This window comes from Sphingomonas sp. Leaf357 (assembly GCF_001423845.1).
GTDB lineage: Bacteria > Pseudomonadota > Alphaproteobacteria > Sphingomonadales > Sphingomonadaceae > Sphingomonas.
In genome coordinates this window covers 2,017,382-2,032,742 of record NZ_LMPM01000001.1, presented here as the reverse complement: position 1 = coordinate 2,032,742, position 15,361 = coordinate 2,017,382, and the positions used below count along the sequence as shown (strand labels likewise).

General features: G+C 66.3%; 14 protein-coding genes. 8 read left to right on the top strand and 6 right to left on the bottom strand.

Features of this window, described 5'->3' with window-relative positions:
• Nucleotides 1-270: 270 nt before the first annotated feature.
• The 3 genes from ASG11_RS09510 to ASG11_RS09500 form a co-directional block, all read right to left on the bottom strand.
• Complete coding sequence (locus ASG11_RS09510; protein ID WP_055780637.1) at nt 271-1,386, bottom strand: glycosidase; 1,116 nt, start codon at nt 1,384-1,386, stop codon at nt 271-273.
• A 155-nt stretch (nt 1,387-1,541) separates the two neighbouring features.
• A complete protein-coding gene (locus ASG11_RS09505) occupies nt 1,542-2,300 on the bottom strand; it encodes an SDR family oxidoreductase (protein ID WP_055778231.1) in 759 nt (252 codons plus the stop codon).
• 88 nt (nt 2,301-2,388) lie between these two features.
• Nucleotides 2,389-3,249: an alpha/beta fold hydrolase gene (locus ASG11_RS09500; RefSeq protein ID WP_055778228.1), complete on the bottom strand. Its 861-nt coding sequence runs from the start codon at nt 3,247-3,249 to the stop codon at nt 2,389-2,391.
• 37 nt (nt 3,250-3,286) lie between these two features.
• Between ASG11_RS09500 and ASG11_RS09495 the strand changes: the two genes are divergently transcribed.
• The 3 genes from ASG11_RS09495 to ASG11_RS09485 all read left to right on the top strand — a co-directional run bounded on the left by ASG11_RS09495 (nt 3,287) and on the right by ASG11_RS09485 (nt 7,046).
• Nucleotides 3,287-4,651 carry a protein adenylyltransferase SelO gene (locus ASG11_RS09495; RefSeq protein ID WP_055778225.1) on the top strand — a complete coding sequence of 455 codons (1,365 nt, stop codon included), beginning with the start codon at nt 3,287-3,289 and terminating at the stop codon, nt 4,649-4,651.
• Nucleotides 4,652-4,818: 167 nt separating this feature from the next.
• Nucleotides 4,819-6,234, top strand: coding sequence for a succinylglutamate-semialdehyde dehydrogenase (gene astD, locus ASG11_RS09490; RefSeq protein WP_055778222.1), 1,416 nt, complete (start codon nt 4,819-4,821; stop codon nt 6,232-6,234).
• Between the two features lie 182 nt (nt 6,235-6,416).
• Nucleotides 6,417-7,046 (top strand): peptidylprolyl isomerase, encoded by a 630-nt coding sequence (locus ASG11_RS09485; protein WP_055778219.1) that lies wholly within the window; start codon nt 6,417-6,419, stop codon nt 7,044-7,046.
• 97 nt (nt 7,047-7,143) lie between these two features.
• Here the strand turns inward: ASG11_RS09485 and ASG11_RS19260 are convergent, their stop codons facing one another.
• Entirely contained in the window at nt 7,144-7,812 is a 669-nt protein-coding gene (locus tag ASG11_RS19260) for a PEPxxWA-CTERM sorting domain-containing protein (RefSeq protein WP_055778216.1), read from the bottom strand.
• A gap of 192 nt (nt 7,813-8,004) precedes the next feature.
• Between ASG11_RS19260 and cobA the strand changes: the two genes are divergently transcribed.
• The 5 genes from cobA (at nt 8,005) to ASG11_RS09455 (ending at nt 12,294) form a co-directional block, all read left to right on the top strand.
• Nucleotides 8,005-8,793 (top strand): uroporphyrinogen-III C-methyltransferase, encoded by a 789-nt coding sequence (gene cobA / locus ASG11_RS09475; RefSeq protein WP_055778213.1) that lies wholly within the window; start codon nt 8,005-8,007, stop codon nt 8,791-8,793.
• A complete protein-coding gene (locus tag ASG11_RS09470; protein ID WP_055778210.1) occupies nt 8,790-9,086 on the top strand; it encodes a DUF2849 domain-containing protein in 297 nt (98 codons plus the stop codon). Before cobA ends, ASG11_RS09470 begins: the two co-directional genes overlap by 4 nt.
• Before the next feature lie 264 nt (nt 9,087-9,350).
• Entirely contained in the window at nt 9,351-10,982 is a 1,632-nt protein-coding gene (locus ASG11_RS09465; protein WP_055778207.1) for a nitrite/sulfite reductase, read from the top strand.
• Nucleotides 10,983-11,117: 135 nt separating this feature from the next.
• Complete coding sequence (locus ASG11_RS09460; RefSeq protein ID WP_055778204.1) at nt 11,118-11,546, top strand: DUF934 domain-containing protein; 429 nt, start codon at nt 11,118-11,120, stop codon at nt 11,544-11,546.
• Nucleotides 11,539-12,294 carry a phosphoadenylyl-sulfate reductase gene (locus ASG11_RS09455; RefSeq protein ID WP_055778202.1) on the top strand — a complete coding sequence of 252 codons (756 nt, stop codon included), beginning with the start codon at nt 11,539-11,541 and terminating at the stop codon, nt 12,292-12,294. Before ASG11_RS09460 ends, ASG11_RS09455 begins: the two co-directional genes overlap by 8 nt.
• 145 nt (nt 12,295-12,439) lie before the next feature.
• Here ASG11_RS09455 and ASG11_RS09450 read toward each other — a convergent pair whose 3' ends face one another.
• Together ASG11_RS09450 and ASG11_RS09445 are read right to left on the bottom strand one after the other, a co-directional pair.
• Nucleotides 12,440-13,813: an RNB domain-containing ribonuclease gene (locus ASG11_RS09450; RefSeq protein WP_236697506.1), complete on the bottom strand. Its 1,374-nt coding sequence runs from the start codon at nt 13,811-13,813 to the stop codon at nt 12,440-12,442.
• A gap of 25 nt (nt 13,814-13,838) precedes the next feature.
• On the bottom strand, nt 13,839-15,332 hold the full coding sequence (locus tag ASG11_RS09445) for a replicative DNA helicase (protein ID WP_055780634.1): 1,494 nt from the start codon (nt 15,330-15,332) through the stop codon (nt 13,839-13,841).
• Between the last annotated feature and the right edge of the window lie 29 nt (nt 15,333-15,361).

Below are 15,361 nucleotides of genomic sequence, written 5' to 3'. Positions count from 1 at the left end.
AATTGCGACCGCCTCGTGGTCGTCGCACCGCTCAACCCGGAGCGGCGAAATCGGTTCCCGACGCACGCCGCTATGACGGTTTTTTCATGTCGTCCTAACCGCCAAAGCAGCCCGTCACCCCGGACTTGTTCCGGAATCCACCAAGCGGCTTTCGATACGCATAATGCTCTGATCGCTAAGTTTGCGGCACGGTGGACCCCGGAACAAGTCCGGGGTGACGGGCTTGCTGCAAGGGAATGCTGTCCTCGAAACCATGCGGTCAGCCCCGCCTCACTCCACCGCCGCCTTGTCGATCCACGTCACGCGGCACGCCAGATCGGCCTCGCCGCTCGCCACCACCCAATGGTCCCCGCCGTCCGCGATGCCGGTGGTGAACACCACATTGTCGAGGTACATCAGATCCTTGATCGCCTCGGTCAGCACCGGCGCGGGTTGGAGCAGCGCGTCGTGGCTGGTGCGCACCACCTTGCTCGGATCGTCGCGGTCGAGGATCGACCAATAGGTGCGATAGATGCCGACCACGCCCGACGGCTCGACGCCGTGCCACAAGGTCAGCCAGCCGGCGTCGGTCAGCACCGGCGGCGCGCCGCCGCCGATCCTCGCCGTCGCGGTCGTCGCGGCATGCGGGCGGATGCCGGGTTTGTCATAGGGCTTCCAGTGCAGCGCATCGGGTGAAGTGGCCAGGTTGATCGACGGCCCGCTGCGCCATTCGCTACCCGGCGGATACGCGAAGTACAGATCGCCGAGCGGCCGGGTCTGCGCGAAATACTTGCCCCCGACGAGACCCTCGAAGATCAGCATGTCCTTGTTCTGGTGATCGAGCACGATCCCCTCCAGCGTCCAGTCCAGCGCATCCTCCGACGAATACAGCGTCGTGGAATGCCGCTCCGGGCTCACCGAACAGGTCGTCATCAGATACCGATCGCCGACCTTGCTGATCCGCGCATCCTCGACTCCGTAACATTGGTAGTCCGCGCGCGGTTCGATCGCGCGATCGTAATGCACTGTCACCACCTCGCGCCCGTCGGCCGAGAGTTCGACCGGCAGCAGCCATGACAGCGACGTCAGCGCCATCACCTTCCACCCGCCGCCCGGGATCATGAACTTTCGCGGATCCTTGGTGTCGACCATCTCCAGCGGCCAGGGGTCCATCACATAGCCGTCCGCCGTCCAGCGGATCGCATGGATGAACTGCTCCTTCACCGGATGCCTGAGCGCTTCCGCCACGCGCACCATCAGCAGCAGATTGCCGTTCGCGAGCCGGGTCATGCCGGGGTTGAACGCGCCAAGGATATACGTCTTGACGCCGAGCTTCCCCGCCAGCGGCGAGCGCGACAGGTCGACATCTGCGGGGGTGAAGACGAGCTGGTCGAAGGCGAAGGTCATGAATTCCATCCGGTCCGAGCCCCAAGCCACCACCGTCACCCCGGACTTGGTCCGGGGTCCACCAGGCGGCCTGGGGCGAATTTAGTGCCGTGAACGCTGCAATGCCGGCACAGTGGACCCCGAAACACGTCCGGGGTGACGAATATCTCTTCTACTCACTCCGCCGCCACCCCGCGTGGCGTGATCGTCAGTTGCTGCACCACCGCGCGGCGCGGTTGGGTCAGCAAATAATGCACCCCGACCGCAATGTCCTCCGCGCGCAGCATCTCGTCCTTGGCGATCGCCTCGCGCTGTTCCTCGACCGAGATATCGGGCAGTTGCATGTTCGATCCGGTCTTGCCCGGCTCGACGTTGGCGACCCGGATACCCTTCGGCCCAAGCTCGCGGCGCAGCGCCTCGGCGAACCCCTGGATGCCGTATTTGATCCCGGCATAGACGGTCGATCCCGGCCCGAGCACGTGCGCGCTCATCGATCCGATGAGCACGATGTCGCCGCGATCGACCAGCGCGGCGGCGGCGGCATGCGCGGTGAGCAGATAGGCGGTGAAGTTCGTCGCGATGGCATAGCGCAGATCGGCCTCGGTCATGTCCGTCAGGCCCTCGGCGGAGATCGCGGCATTGACCACCGCGATGTCGAGACCGCCCAGAGCGCGCGTGCCGGCGGCAACGAAGGTCTTGCTGGCATCCGGCTCGGACAGATCGAGCGTCATGCCGTCGCCCTCGCCGACCTCGCGGACACGTTGCAGCGCGTCGGCCAGATGCCCCTCGTCGCGCCCGCCGATGAACACCTTCACGCCCTCTGACGCCAGCAGCACCGCGATCGCGCGTCCGATCCCCGTCGTCCCGCCGGTGATGATCGCCCGCTTGCCCTTCAGGCTCGGCATTGCGGTATGCGCGTCGGCGGTATCGGTCATGTGCGTCTCCTGTTGTGCAGGGCAGACGCGTCGGACGAAGGGAGGTTCCGGCACTTTTTTCCTCCCCTCACTCGTGAAGGGAGGGGAGTTAAGCGGTCACCCGCGCCAACAACCGGTCGATCGCCGCCACGACCTCCGGCTCGCTGAGCGTCGGCGTGTGCCCCACCTCGGCCACCGTCACCAGTTCCGCGCCCGGCAATTCGGCCAGCATTCGCGCCGCCGTCTTCGCGCCCAGCACATCGGATCGTCCGCCGCGCACGATCAGCGCCGGCACGCCCTTCAGCCCGTCCAGCGCGCGCCACATGTCCGGCCCGGCCTCGTTGCCCGGCACGCGGAACGGCTCGGCGATCTTCATGTCGTAATCCAGCACGATCCGCCCGGCCGAATTCAGACGGTACAGCCGCTTGGCCATCGCCAGCCAATCCTCGATGTCATAGCCCGGATAGACGTCGCCATTCGCCTCCATCACCGCGCGCGCGGCATGCATCCAGGTCGGCCAGGTGTTCGATTTGCCGACATAGGAGCGGATGCGGGAAAGGCCCGCCGTCTCGATCTCCGGCCCGACATCGTTGAGCAGCACGCCCGCCAGCCGCTCGCGCGCCGTGCCGGACAGCAGCATCGACACGATCCCGCCGAGCGACGTGCCGAACGCGACATAGGAATCGACCCCCAGCTCGCCCAGCAATTTCTCGACATCCTGCACGTACGTCAGCGGCACATAGGACATCGGATCCTTGGCATAGCCGCTCTCGCCGCGCCCGCGCAGGTCGATCGCGATCACCCGCCAGTCGCCCGCAAGCCGCTCCGCCACCTCGGAAAAGTCGCGTGCGTTGCGGGTCAGGCCGGGGATGCACAGGATCGGCGGCTTGCCCGAGGGGCCCGCATAATCGCGATAATGCAGGCGCACCTCGTCGCGCGACCACCAATATTCGTTCGTATAGGCGGCCATGCTTGCGTCCCGTGGTTGCAAGCCACCATATCGCCGCATGACCCCTTCCCCGCAAGCATATCGACCCGAAGCCCGCATCCTCGATCTCGGGGGAGCGTTCTACGATCCCGTCGCGGCGGCGGATTTCCCCGCGACGATCCTGCGCTTCCGCAACGACCGCGCCGCCGCCCAGGTCGGCCTGGAGACGCTGGGCGACGAGGATTGGGTCGCCCATTTCGGCCGCTTCACCCCCCTTCCCGGCAGCCTCGAACAGCCGTTGGCGCTACGCTATCACGGCCACCAGTTCCGCGTGTACAATCCCGACATCGGCGACGGTCGCGGCTTCCTGTTCGCGCAACTTCGCGATTCGAGCGGTCGCCTGATGGACCTCGGCACCAAGGGCACCGGCCCGACGCCGTGGAGCCGTTCCGGCGACGGCCGCCTGACGCTGAAAGGCGGCGTGCGCGAGATCCTCGCCACCGAGATGCTCGAGGCGCTGGGCGTCGAGACCTCGCGCACCTTCTCGCTGATCGAGACCGGCGAGGCGCTGACCCGCGGCGACGAACCTTCCCCCACCCGCTCGGCGGTGCTGGTCCGGCTCAGCCACGGCCACATCCGCATCGGCACGTTCCAGCGCCTGGCCTATCAGCGCGACGCCGAGAACATGACGCGCCTGATCGCCTATGTCCTGCGCAACTATTATGGCGAAGAGGCCGGCGACGATGCTCCGCAACGCCTGCTCGCGCATGTCGTCGGCCGCACCGCGAAACTCGCCGCCAGCTACATGGCCGCCGGTTTCGTCCACGGCGTGCTCAACAGCGACAATATCAACGTGACCGGCGAAAGCTTCGACTACGGCCCGTGGCGCTTCAATCCGACCTGGGATCCGGCCTTCACCGCCGCCTATTTCGATCATCAGGGCCTCTACGCCTTCGGCCGCCAGCCCGAGGCGATCCACTGGGACGCGATGCAACTCGCCGTCTCGCTGCGCACGGTGAGCGAGGCGCAACCGCTGATCGACGTGCTGGACACGTTCGGCGAGATTTATCAGCCCGCCGTCTCCACCGCGATCCTGTGGCGGCTCGGCTTTGCGCCCGAGACCCCGGAGGAGGACCGCGCGCTGGTTCAGGCGCTCGAACCGGCACTGCGCGAACAGGCCATCGGCATCGACCGCTTCTTCCACGATTGTTTCGCGACGGGCATCCCCGACCAATACGGACCAGCCTTCGAGGAGGCCCGCGCTCTGCTCGCCACCTATACCTCGCGCAAGGACCGCTCGCACCCGTATTGGCTGGACGAACCCTGTTCGATGCTGATCGACGAGGTCGAAACGCTCTGGTCCGCGATCGACGAGCGCGACGACTGGGCCCCGCTCCACGCCAAGGTGGCCAAGATCCGCGAGATGGGAGAAGCGCTCTCTTAGATCCTCCCCGGCACGGGGAGGGGGACCATCAGCATTCAGCGAATGGTGGAGGGGGCTCCCCCCAAGCGGTTCGCTATCGGCCCACCCCCTTTGTCGCGCCGCGCGCGCCACCTCCCCGTTCCGGGGAGGATAGACCCCCTCCGAAATCTCAGGCAAACACTTCCCCCATGTCCGCTTTCGAAATCATCTCCCACGAACCGGCGACCGGCGCGATCCTGTGGCGCGGTGCGATCGGCGATGTCGATGCCGAGGTCGCCCGCGCCCGCGCCAGTTGGGCCAGTTGGGCCGCGCAGCCCCTCGCCTACCGGATCGAGGCGCTGCGCCGCTTCGGCAATGTCGTGCGCCAGCGGATGGACGCGTTCAGCGATCTGATCGCCCGCGAAACCGGCAAGCCGATGTGGGAGGCTCGTACCGAGGTCGAGAGCGTCATCGCCAAGGTCGACATCTCGGTGAAGGCCTATGCCGAGCGCACCTCGCAGCGCCGGCTCGATTCCCCAATGGGCAGCCGCATGGCGGTGCGCCACAAGCCGCACGGCGTGCTCGCGGTGCTCGGACCGTACAATTTCCCGGCGCATCTGCCGAACGGCCACATCGTGCCCGCTCTGCTCGCCGGCAATGCGGTGGTGTTCAAGCCGTCGGAAAAGACCCCCGCAACCGGCGCGTTCCTGGTCGAATGCTTCCACGCCGCCGGCATTCCGGAGGGCTGCATCCGCGTCGTCATCGGCGGCCCGGACGAGGGCAAGGCGCTGGCCGCGCATGACGGGATCGACGGGCTGCTGTTCACCGGCTCGGCGCGCACCGGCATCGCGCTCAACCGCGCCTTCGCGACCAAGCCGGAAAAGATCCTAGCGCTGGAGATGGGCGGCAACAATCCGATCATCGTATGGGAATCGCCCGACATCCACTCGACCGCTGCGCTGATCGTACAGAGCGCCTTCACCACCGCCGGGCAACGCTGCACCGCCGCGCGCCGCCTGATCATCGACACCCGGGTCTACGACCAGGTGGTCGAGCAGGTCGTGAAGCTGTGCAGCAAGCTGATCGTCGATGAACCGCACGCCACGCCCGCGCCATTCATGGGCTGCGTGATCGACAACGAATCCGCCGATCTGCTGACCGAGAGCTTCATCGAACTGATGATGCGCGGCGGTCGTCCGATCCGCCACCCGGAACGCCCGATCGCCGACCGTCCGTTTCTCACCCCCGGCCTGATCGACACCACCGACATGAACGACCGGCCCGACATCGAACTGTTTGGACCGGTATTGCAGGTGATCCGCGCGAACACCTTCGACGACGCCATCGCCGAGGCCAACAATACGCGCTACGGCCTGTCGGCGTCGTTGCTCAGCCAGAACCCGGAACTCTACGACCGCTTCTGGGCCAATGCCCGCGCCGGCATCGTCAACTGGAACAAGCCGACCAACGGCGCCTCGTCCGGCGCGCCGTTCGGCGGCATCGGCTGGTCCGGCAACCACCGCCCGAGCGCCTATTACGCGGCGGACTATTGCGCCTATCCCGTCGTATCGAACGAAGCGGATCAGGCGCGCGCCAGCATCGGCATCGGCCTGCGCGACGGCTGAGCGCCCGCCCGACCGCCTGCTTTCCATCCCCCCAACGATCGTCATCCCGGCGAAGGCCGGGATCTCAAGCGGCCCAAGCGCGCCGATTGCCACGAGATCCCAGCCTGCGCTGGGATGACGGTGGTGGACGTCATGGAAGGGCGAAGGTTGCGATCCCCCGCCCCAGACCCTAGCTCATCCGCATGCGCTTCATCCCCCTCGCCCTCGCCGCCCTGACGCTCGCCGCCCCCGCCATCGCGCAAAAGAAGCCGGCCCCCGGCCTGGTCCGCGTCCAGATCGTCACCTCGGAAGGCCCGATCACGCTCGCGCTGGAAACCCGCCGCGCGCCGGAGACGAGCAAAAACTTCCTCGCCTATGTCGACGACGGCCGCTTCGACGGCGCGGTGATCTACCGCTCGGCCAAGACGAAAAACGCCACGCAATACGGCTTCATCCAGGGCGGCATCCGCACCGACGCGCGCCGCATCCTGCCGCCGTTCAAGCACGAACGCACCGATCGCACCGGCATCCACCACACCGACGGTACGATCAGCATGGCACGCCGCACCGAACCCAATTCCGCCGGCGGCAACTTCTTCATCACATTGGGCGCGCTGCCCAGCTTCGATGCCAAAGGCGATTTCCCCGGCTACGCCGCGTTCGGCCATGTCGTCGGCGGCATGGCGGTGGTGAAGCGCATCCATGACGGCGCGACCGGCGGCGGCATGGGCGGCCAGATGCTGATGAAGCCGATACGCATCCTCAGCGCCAAACGCCTCGACGGCCCGACCAAGCCGACCGGCCTCGTCAAGCCGTGGCTGATCAAGAAATAGGCTGCCGGATCCACCCGGATGAGCGTTCCAAAGAGAAAGGCCGCCGATCGAACGATCGACGGCCTCGCGCCAAGCCATTCGGAAGCGGATCTGCGAATCAGGCGAACCGTACGCCCGCCGTCGCCTTGCGACGCCGCACCGCCGAACCGATCATCCCGAAGCCGAGCAGCATCATGCCCCAGGTCGCCGGTTCCGGCACCGCCGCCACATCGTTCAGCACGATGTTGTCGAACTGCACGCCGCCGCCCGTCACCGGCGTCCAGCTGAACGACCGCAGCGGGGCGAGCGAGAAGCTGAAGGTCGTCGGCAGATACGCCCCGTCGTTGCTGAAGGTGCGCGTGGTCGTGCCCGTGCTGCCATCGGCGAAGACGTAGCTGAAGATCACGTCGGTCGTGAACGGCGCGTAGATCAGATTGTCGAAATATTCCGAGAAATCGATCGATTGCAGCAGGAACGCCGCACCGCTGTCGCGCGTCAGCGTGACCTTGGGCGAAACGTACTGCGTGGCGATCGCCGCGCCCACCTTGTCCATGCTCTTGAAGCGCTGCACGCCGATGAAGCAGCCGCTATTGTTCGGCCCCTGACACAACGACGAAGTCAAGGTGAAGCCGGCCTCCTTATAAGGCCCAGTCACGTACGTGTAATCGGTAGGATCGGCGGCGCGCAGCGAATCGAAATTCATCACGGTCGTGGCACCGGCGCCAGTAGCGGCACAGGACAGCAGGCTGGCGGCAAGCACGAGCTTGCCCTGCGAGATGAAGTTCATCCGAAATACCCCTTTAATGTCATTGAATTGTTCGAGAGGGCTGAAGTACTAGCCATGGTTAATGACTTCCAGATGACATGCAAAGCGGCGATCTCGCGCTCGCCGTCCGCCGACCGCCCCGAAAAGTTTCCCTACCCCCCACAATAGCAAGCTTCGGTTGCAAGGCGCACGGCACACGGCCATCTGACAGCGATGGCCAATCTTCTCGATCCCACCGCCCGCGGGCGCGTCATCCTCGTCGGTGCCGGTCCGGGCGACCCCGGCCTGCTCACCGTCCGCGCGGTCGAGGCGCTGCGCAGCGCGGATATCGTCGTGCATGACGGGCTGATCGATCCGCGCGTGCTGGAGATCGCCCCCGCCGCCGCGCAGCGCATCTCGGTCGCCAAGCAGCGCGCGCGCCACACCCTGCCGCAGGAAGCGATCAACGCGCTGATCGTCGCGCATGTGAAGACCGGCGCGATCGTCGTTCGCCTGAAGGGGGGCGATCCCTTCATCTTCGGGCGTGGCGGCGAAGAGGTCGAGGCGGTGCGCGCCGCCGGCCTGCCGGTCGAGGTCATTCCCGGCGTCTCCGCCGCACTCGGTTGCGCCGCCGAGGCGATGCTCCCGCTCACCCACCGCGATCACAGCAGCGTCGTCAGCTTCGTCGCCGGCCAATGCAAGGGCCTGACCGATCAGGACTGGTCCGGCCTCGCCGGGCAGGGCCGCACGCTCGTCATCTATATGGGCGTGGCCACCGCGACCGATATCGCCGACAAGCTGATCGCCGACGGTGTCGCCCCCGACATGCCGGTCGCCGTCTTGGAAAAGGGCACGCTCAAAGGCCACCGCGCGATCAAGACGCTGCTCGCCGATCTCGGCCCGATGGTCACGCGCGAGAAGGTCGTTAGCCCGGCGATCATCGTCGTCGGCGAGGTCGTGGATTTGAGCGACGCCGAAGACAAGCTTGCCCGCTGGGCACGTATGGCAGAGGCAGCGGCATGAAACTCCTGACCGGAAACGACCTGCCCTCGGGCGACGTCATCTGGTGGACCGGCAACGGCTGGTCGCGCCATGTCGAGGATGCCGCCGACGTCGCCGACAAGGGCGAGGCGATCGGCCGTGCCGAGGAAAGCGTGCAGCACGTCACAGGCCCGTACGTGATCGACGCGACCCGCACCGAAGACGGCCCCCGCCCCGCCCATATCAAGGAGCGCATCCGCGCCTTGGGCCCGACCGTCCGGCCCGACCTGACGCTGAAGCCCGCCGACCCGCAGGCCGGGAGCTGGGTGATATGAAGGTATTTCACGCGAAGGCGCGAAGGCGTGAAATTGGTGTTCGCGCGGAGGCGCGGAGGCGCGGAGATGTTATGTCTTCCGCGCAGCGGCCATCAAACCAACCAGCCGCCTGGAATGAAAGAGTTGCAGCCGCGATCCGGATCGGCAAGCGCACCATCTCCGCGCCTCCGCGCCTCCGCGCGGACACCCCCTTCTTCTTCTTTGCGCCTTCCTCCTTCCTCACTTCGCGCCTTTGCGTGAAAACCCCCTTCAGGGTGCCAACCCATGTATAAATATGACCAATACGACCAGCAGATCGTCGACGATCGCGTCGAGGAATTCCGCGATCAGGTGAAGCGCCGCCTCGCCGGCCAGATTACCGAGGATCAGTTCAAGCCGCTGCGCCTGATGAACGGCCTGTACCTGCAATTGCACGCCTATATGCTGCGCGTCGCGATTCCCTATGGCACGCTCGACAGCCGCCAGATGCGCATGCTCGCGCACATCGCGCGCAAGTACGATCGCGATTACGGCCACTTCACCACGCGCCAGAACCTGCAATACAATTGGATCAAGCTGGAGGACGCGCCGGACATCCTCGCTGAGCTCGCGACGGTCGAGATGCACGCGATCCAGACGTCCGGAAACTGCATCCGCAACATCAGCTCCGATCAATATGCCGGTGCCGCCGCCGACGAGGTGGCCGATCCGCGCATCTGGGCCGAATTGCTGCGCCAGTGGAGTACGTTCCACCCCGAATTCAGCTATCTGCCGCGCAAGTTCAAGATCTGCGTGATCGGCGCGGACGAGGATCGCGCGGCGATGCGCCTGCACGATATCGGTATCCAGCTTATCGTGCGTGACGGCGTGCTGGGCGGCAAGATCTTCGTCGGCGGCGGCATGGGCCGCACGCCGATGATCGCGCCCGAGATCAAGGACTTCGTCACCGCCGACGATCTGCTCAGCTATGTCGAGGCATGCCTGCGCGTCTACAATCGCTACGGCCGGCGCGACAATATCTACAAGGCGCGGATCAAGATCCTGATCCACGAGATCGGCGCGGACTCGTACCGCGCGCAGGTCGAGGAGGAATTCGCGCAGGTGAAGTCGCTCGGCCTCGATCCGCCCCGGGCAGAATTCGAGCGCATCACCAGGATGTTCGCCGATCCCGCTTTCGAGGCCGACGACGGCACGCAACCGGACCGCAGCGATCCCGATTTCGCGCTCTGGCTCGACCAGAACGTGAAGCCGCACAAGCAGCCCGGCTACGCCATCGTCAACATCAGCCTGAAGCCGACCGGCGGCATTCCCGGCGACGCATCATCGGCGCAGATCGACCTGATGGCCGATTTGGCAGAACAGTTCAGTTTCAATGAGTTACGCGTAACGCATGCGCAGAATATCGTCCTTCCGCACGTCGCAGTGCGCCACCTTCGCCAACTTTGGGAACAGCTCGACGCCGCCGGCCTCGCACCTGCCAATCTCGATCTGATCAGCGACATCATCGCCTGCCCGGGCCTCGATTATTGCAGCCTCGCCAATGCCCGCTCGATCCCGCTCGCGCAGAAGATCACCGAGCGCTACGCCGACCCGGCCAAGCAGCGCGAGATCGGCGAGTTGAAGCTCAAGATCAGCGGCTGCATCAATGCCTGCGGCCATCATCATGCCGGGCACATCGGCATCCTCGGCGTCGACAAGAAGGGCACCGAAAACTACCAATTGCTGCTCGGCGGATCGGGCGCGGAGGATGTCAGCCTCGGCAAGATCACCGGCCCCGGCTTCGACGAGGACGGCGTGGTCGATGCGATCGAACGCGTCACCGACAAGTACCTCGTCGTCCGCGAAACCGGCGAACGCTTCATCGACACGTATCGCCGCGTCGGCATGGCCCCGTTCAAGGAGGCGATCTATGGGTGAGGTCGGCCTGGTCGAGACGGCCGTCGCCGCCCCCCTCGTCATCCCAGCGCAGGCTGGGATCTCGAGCGGCTCACACGCTCCGCTCCCCACAAAGACCCCAGCCTTCGCTGGGGTGACGGGAATGGGATCAGCACAATGACCGAAACCCTGCTCCGCTTCCGCACCGACGAGCCGCATGACGAACCCGCCGTCACGCTGGAATCCTTCCTCGGCCAGAGCAACGCCACCGCCGTCCGGATCGAGGCCGGCGACGACGCCCGCGCTCTGATCCCGCATCTCGAACAGATCGCGTTGGTCGAAGTGAGCTTTCCCAGTTTCCGCGACGGCCGCGGCTACAGCGCCGCGCGCATCCTGCGCGAGGCCGGCTATACCGGCGAATTGCGTGCGCAGGGCGATGTCCTGGTCGATCAATTGCTGCCGATGCGACGCTGCGGTTTCGACAGCTTCGCGCCCGAGGCCGAGATCGACGCGGCCACCGCCGAGGCCAGCCTGTCGCGCTACGAAGACTTTTACCAGAAAGCCGCCGACGCCATCGTGCCGGTGTGGAAGAAACGTCATGGCTGAAGCCGCCCGTCGCCTCGATACGATCCACGTCACGCCCTTCACCAAGGTCGATGCGGCGGAGATGAACGCGCGCTTCGCCGGGGTCGGCACGCAGGACATGCTCGCCGAACTGCTGACCGGCGAGTTGAGGAACCGCGTCGCCGCCGTCTCCTCGTTCGGTGCGGAGAGCGCGGTGCTGCTCCACATCATCGCCGAGATCGACAAGGACGTGCCGGTCATCTTCATCAACACGCAGAAGATCTTCGGCGAGACCCTGCAATATCGCGACGAACTGTCCGAACGGCTGGGCTTCACCGAACTGCGCGTGTTCCGCCCCGATCCGCGTATCCTCGCCGCCAAGGACGGCACCGGCCTGCGCTGGAACTACGACCCCGACGGCTGCTGCGACCTGCGCAAGGTCGAGCCACTGCGCCGCGCGCTCGCGCCGTTCGATGCGTGGATTTCCGGCCGTAAGGGCTTCCAGGCCGGCACCCGCCTGGCGATGCCGCGCTTCGAGGAAGACGAAGGCCGGCTGAAACTCAATCCGCTCGCCGATTGGGACAAGGACCGCCTCAACGCGTATTTCGCGGCGCACAAGCTCCCCCGCCACCCGCTGGAGGCCGAAGGCTATCCCTCGATCGGCTGCGCGCCCTGCACCTCCAAGGTCCAACCCGGCGAAGACCCCCGCGCCGGCCGCTGGCGCGGCTGGGAGAAGGTGGAATGCGGCATTCACGTCGCCGAAAAACCGGGCGAGGAACCGGTTTTCTAGGACGCGCGGATCCGAAATCGACGTCGGTTAGAAGCGAGCACCCGGCCCCGTTCGTGCCGAGCCTGTCGAAGCACCGTTCTTCTCTTCAACCGCAGACAAGGAAAACGGCCCTTCGATAGGCTCAGGGCGCACGGTGGTGGGCGGGTCAATCCGCCACCGCAAAACTCAGCGTCCGCGCCTCGACTTCCGCCGCTACCAACCGGACCGAAACCGCATCTCCCGGGCGCCCGGCCGTCTTCACGCTCGCCAACACCGCCAGATCGCGCAACTGGATGTGCGCCCCGCGATCGTCGGCATCGACGATCGTCGCCGCGAACACCTCGCCCTCTCGCCCGTGCAGCATCACCGCCTCGGCCAGATCGACCACCACGCGATCGATCCGCCCGCCGATCGCATCGGCGCGCGCCATCACCAGCGGCAGCGTTTCGAACGCCTGCGCGACGACATCCGGCACCGTCTTGCCATTCGCCACCGCCAATGCCGCCTGAACGACATAGCGGTCGGCCAGCCGCCGCAGCGGCGCGGTCGCATGCGCATAGGTCGCCGCCATCGCCGCATGCCACGGCGTCACGCCCGCGCGATACGGCACATAGGACGCCCCGCTCCCCGCCCGGCGCAGCGCGATCATGAACGCCGCCTGCGCCGGATCCGCGCCGTTCAGGGTCGGCTCGAACGCGGTCAGCGACACGGCCGCCGGCCAGTCCAGCCCCAGCCCCGCCGCGATCTGCCGCAGGCGTAGCACCGCGCGGTCGTCCGGTCCGGCCATCACTCGGAACAGCCCGGTATGATGCGCCTCCAGCGCCGCCGCGACCGCCAGGTTCGTCGCCAGCGACAGCGCCGCATTGCGATCCTCCGATTCCAGCCGAGGCGCGAAGGCCAGCCGGAAGCGGCCATCGCCGGTCGGCTCGACCTCCTGTTGCGGTGGATCGACCCGGCTTGCCCCCCGCCGGGTCTCCGCATCGGTAATCCGCCGCGACAGTTCCGCGAAGTCCGCGGGCAGATCGCCGTCCTGCACGCTGTCATAGGCCAGCTTGGCCCGGCTGCGGATCACCGCACGCTCAACGCCGTCCAGCGCCACCGCTCCGTCCGGTGCCACCCGCACTACGAACACCACCGCTGGGCGCGGCCCGTCCGGCAACAGGCTCGCCGCGCCTTCCGCCAGCACCGGGGGATACAGCCCGGCCTTGCCATCGGGCAGATACAGGGTCGTGCCGCGCTTCCACGCCTCGATGTCGATCGCCCCGCCGTCATCGACGAACCACGCCACATCGGCGATCGCATAATGCAGCAGCAGGTCGGCCCCGCTGCGCTCGATCGCGAACGCCTGGTCGAGATCGGTGGAGCTCGCCGGATCGAGCGTGACGAACGGAGCTCCGGCGCGATCCACATGCTCGGTCGGCGCGCGTTTCGCCGCCACCGCGGCTGCCGCCAGCACCTCGGGCGGAAATCCCGCCGGTACCGTAAACTGCGCCCGGATCGCCGCCAGCCCGGGCGAAAGCGCTAGCCCGGTATCGATCACCGTCTTCAAGGCCGGAGGCCCGCGATCAATATCCTTCGCCGACCAGATCGGAGAAGCGGGTCACGCTCGGCTCGAACTTCAGCATCACCTTGCCGGTCGCACCGTGACGCTGTTTCGCCACGATCAGCTCGGCCAACCCGAACACGCGCTCCATGTCCGTCGCCCATTGCGCATGATCTTCGAAGATCTTGGCATTGTCGCCTTCGGTCGGGCGCTTCGGCTCCTTCGCCGCGACATAATAATCCTCGCGGAACACGAACATCACGATATCGGCGTCCTGCTCGATCGATCCCGATTCACGCAAATCCGAGAGCTGCGGCCGTTTATCCTCGCGACTTTCGACCTGACGGCTGAGCTGCGACAGCGCCATCACGGGCACGTTCATATCCTTGGCAAGCGTCTTGAGCCCGCGCGAAATCTCGGAGATTTCCTGCACGCGCCCATCGCTCGACGCCTTGGCCGATCCGGTCAGCAGTTGGAGGTAATCGATAATCACCAGCCCGATCTCGTTATTGTGCCGCCGCTGCAGCCGCCGCATCCGCGTGTGCAGCCCGCCGATCGTCAGGCCGGCGGTATCGTCGATGAACAGCGGCAGATTCTCCAGATCGGCGGCTGCGGCGGCGAGCTGGTTGAACTCCTGCCGGCTGATCTTGCCCATGCGCAGCGCCTCGGAACTGATCCGTGCCTGCTCGGCCAGGATACGCGTCGCCAGCTGGTCGGCGGACATTTCCAGGCTGAAGAACGCCACCTTCGCGCCCATCGACGCCGAATGCTCCATCCCGTCCGCCCGATCGCGCATGTAGCGCTGTGCGGCATTGAACGCGATGTTGGTGGCCAGCGACGTCTTGCCCATGCCCGGACGCCCGGCGAGGATCATTAGATCCGAATTGTGCATGCCGCCGATCTTGGAATTGACGCTATCGAGACCGGTGGTGATGCCCGACAGATGCCCGCCGGAATTCAGCGCGCGCTGCGCCATCTTCACCGCCATTGTCGTCGCCTGCGCGAAGGTCTTCACCGCGCTTTCGGTGCCGCCATCCGCCGCGACCTTGAACAATTCCTCTTCCGCCGCCTCGATCTGCGCGCGCGGATTGACCTCCTCGGACGTATCCATCGCCCGCTCGACCAGCCCGCGCCCGACCGTCACCAGCGTGCGCAGCATCGCCAGATCGTAGATCTGCTGCGCGAACTGCCGCGCACCGATCAGGCCCGCCCCACTGCCGGTCAATTGCGCGAGATAGGCCGGCCCGCCGACCTCCTTCATTCCGGCATCGCTCTCGAACATCGGGCGCAGCGTCACCGGCGTGGCCAGCATGTCGGCGGCGCGCGCGGTCTTGATCGCGCCGAAGATGCGCCCGTGAAGCGGCTCGAAGAAATGCTCCGGTTCCAGCTTGTCGATCAGATCGTCGGCCAGCCGGTTGTCGATCATCATCGCTCCCAGCATCGCCGCCTCCGCCTCCACGTTCTGCGGCAGGCTGGTCGATTCGGTAACGGGCGAGATTGGGATGATGGTGGCCATCGGCCGGTCATAGCCCCGCCGCGTCATCC

Coding starts and splice junctions, on each gene's coding strand:
- ASG11_RS09510 (WP_055780637.1), bottom strand. CDS start 1,386: ATGACCTTCGCCTTCGACCAGCTCGTCTTCACCCCCGCAGATGTCGAC.
- ASG11_RS09505 (WP_055778231.1), bottom strand. CDS start 2,300: ATGACCGATACCGCCGACGCGCATACCGCAATGCCGAGCCTGAAGGGC.
- ASG11_RS09500 (WP_055778228.1), bottom strand. CDS start 3,249: ATGGCCGCCTATACGAACGAATATTGGTGGTCGCGCGACGAGGTGCGC.
- ASG11_RS09495 (WP_055778225.1), top strand. CDS start 3,287: ATGACCCCTTCCCCGCAAGCATATCGACCCGAAGCCCGCATCCTCGAT.
- astD (WP_055778222.1), top strand. CDS start 4,819: ATGTCCGCTTTCGAAATCATCTCCCACGAACCGGCGACCGGCGCGATC.
- ASG11_RS09485 (WP_055778219.1), top strand. CDS start 6,417: ATGCGCTTCATCCCCCTCGCCCTCGCCGCCCTGACGCTCGCCGCCCCC.
- ASG11_RS19260 (WP_055778216.1), bottom strand. CDS start 7,812: ATGAACTTCATCTCGCAGGGCAAGCTCGTGCTTGCCGCCAGCCTGCTG.
- cobA (WP_055778213.1), top strand. CDS start 8,005: ATGGCCAATCTTCTCGATCCCACCGCCCGCGGGCGCGTCATCCTCGTC.
- ASG11_RS09470 (WP_055778210.1), top strand. CDS start 8,790: ATGAAACTCCTGACCGGAAACGACCTGCCCTCGGGCGACGTCATCTGG.
- ASG11_RS09465 (WP_055778207.1), top strand. CDS start 9,351: ATGTATAAATATGACCAATACGACCAGCAGATCGTCGACGATCGCGTC.
- ASG11_RS09460 (WP_055778204.1), top strand. CDS start 11,118: ATGACCGAAACCCTGCTCCGCTTCCGCACCGACGAGCCGCATGACGAA.
- ASG11_RS09455 (WP_055778202.1), top strand. CDS start 11,539: ATGGCTGAAGCCGCCCGTCGCCTCGATACGATCCACGTCACGCCCTTC.
- ASG11_RS09445 (WP_055780634.1), bottom strand. CDS start 15,332: ATGGCCACCATCATCCCAATCTCGCCCGTTACCGAATCGACCAGCCTG.